Genomic DNA, 1,215 nt, shown 5'->3' with positions numbered 1-1,215 from the left:
AGGAACGCGCTTAAAACGCCTTTTATCATATCTGTGCGATTTTTATTTACCCAATTTAAAAAAGTGATTTCAGTTTGAAGATTATCTTTGCCGGTACACCGGAGTTTGCAGCCAAAAGCCTCCAAGCCATTATTGACCAAAACCATGAGGTCATCGCCGTCTACACTCAGCCAGACCGTCCGGCAGGGCGTGGCAAGAAGCTCGTAAAAAGCGAGGTAAAACAGGTAGCTGAAGCGCATGGCATTCCAGTATTCCAACCTGAAAAGCTGACAAACCCCGAGGCCCAGACGGAACTAGCAGCGCTCAAGGCAGACCTAATGATTGTAGCGGCTTATGGCCTGCTCCTACCTAAAGCAGTGTTGGACATGCCCACTTTCGGCTGTATCAATATCCACGCGTCTTTACTTCCACGCTGGCGTGGCGCTGCGCCGATTCAGCGTGCAATTCAGGAGGGTGACCGTGAAACGGGCATTACCATCATGCAAATGGACGTAGGCTTAGATACCGGCGACATGCTACTCAAACTCAAAACCGATATCACTGACCAGGATACTGGCGGTAGCCTTCATGACCGGCTCGCTGAACAAGGAGCCAGCGCGATTTTGCAATATCTCGAACAGCGTGAAACATTAGCGGCTGAACCTCAAGATAACGAACTGGCGAATTACGCACATAAACTGAGTAAACAAGAAGCTTGCATTAACTGGCAAGATAGCGCCCAACAGATCTGTCGCAATATCCGAGCGTTCAACCCTTGGCCGGTATCGTTTCTGGAGTTTCTTGATGCAAAAGGGAAAGTTCAGCGTGTCCGTATCTTTGAAGCATCAGAAGTCGAAACAAACGATGACCGAGTAGCCGGTACTATTCTGGAAAAAACCAAAAACGGCATCATTATCCAGTGTGGCCAAGGCGCTATCAGCATTCAGCAACTCCAACTTCCGGGGGCAAAAGCCATGGACGTTCAATCTTTCGTGAACGGCGGTAAAGCGCTATTAAATGCGGGAGAGCAGCTGAATGTCAATCATGACAACTAGGTCTGGCGGACGCAGTCGTCGCCAATCACGAGCTAGACGCTCCAAGCAAAATATCCGACTTCCTAAGCTACCTGCAATAGAAAGCTTAAGCAGCGTCAGAGCGCTTGCCAGCCATCTTTTACACAGTGTCGCTTATGAACAAAAGTCACTGACTGCACTCATGCCCATCGCTGCTGAACAG

Annotated in this window: 2 protein-coding genes; both read left to right on the top strand. The window is 49.2% G+C overall.

Translation table 11 applies throughout. The annotated features are described in order from the left end of the window. Window positions 1-74: 74 nt before the first annotated feature. Window positions 75-1,034 carry a methionyl-tRNA formyltransferase gene (gene fmt, locus A3735_RS03580; RefSeq protein ID WP_068512830.1) on the top strand — a complete coding sequence of 320 codons (960 nt, stop codon included), beginning with the start codon at window positions 75-77 and terminating at the stop codon, window positions 1,032-1,034. Continuing rightward, a partial coding sequence (locus tag A3735_RS03575) for a hypothetical protein (protein WP_156499379.1) occupies window positions 1,015-1,215 on the top strand: 201 nt, incomplete at its 3' end. The genes fmt and A3735_RS03575, both read left to right, overlap by 20 nt.

The sequence above is a fragment of the Oleiphilus sp. HI0061 genome (genome assembly GCF_001635675.1).
This window is presented reverse-complemented; position numbering and strand designations above follow the sequence as displayed.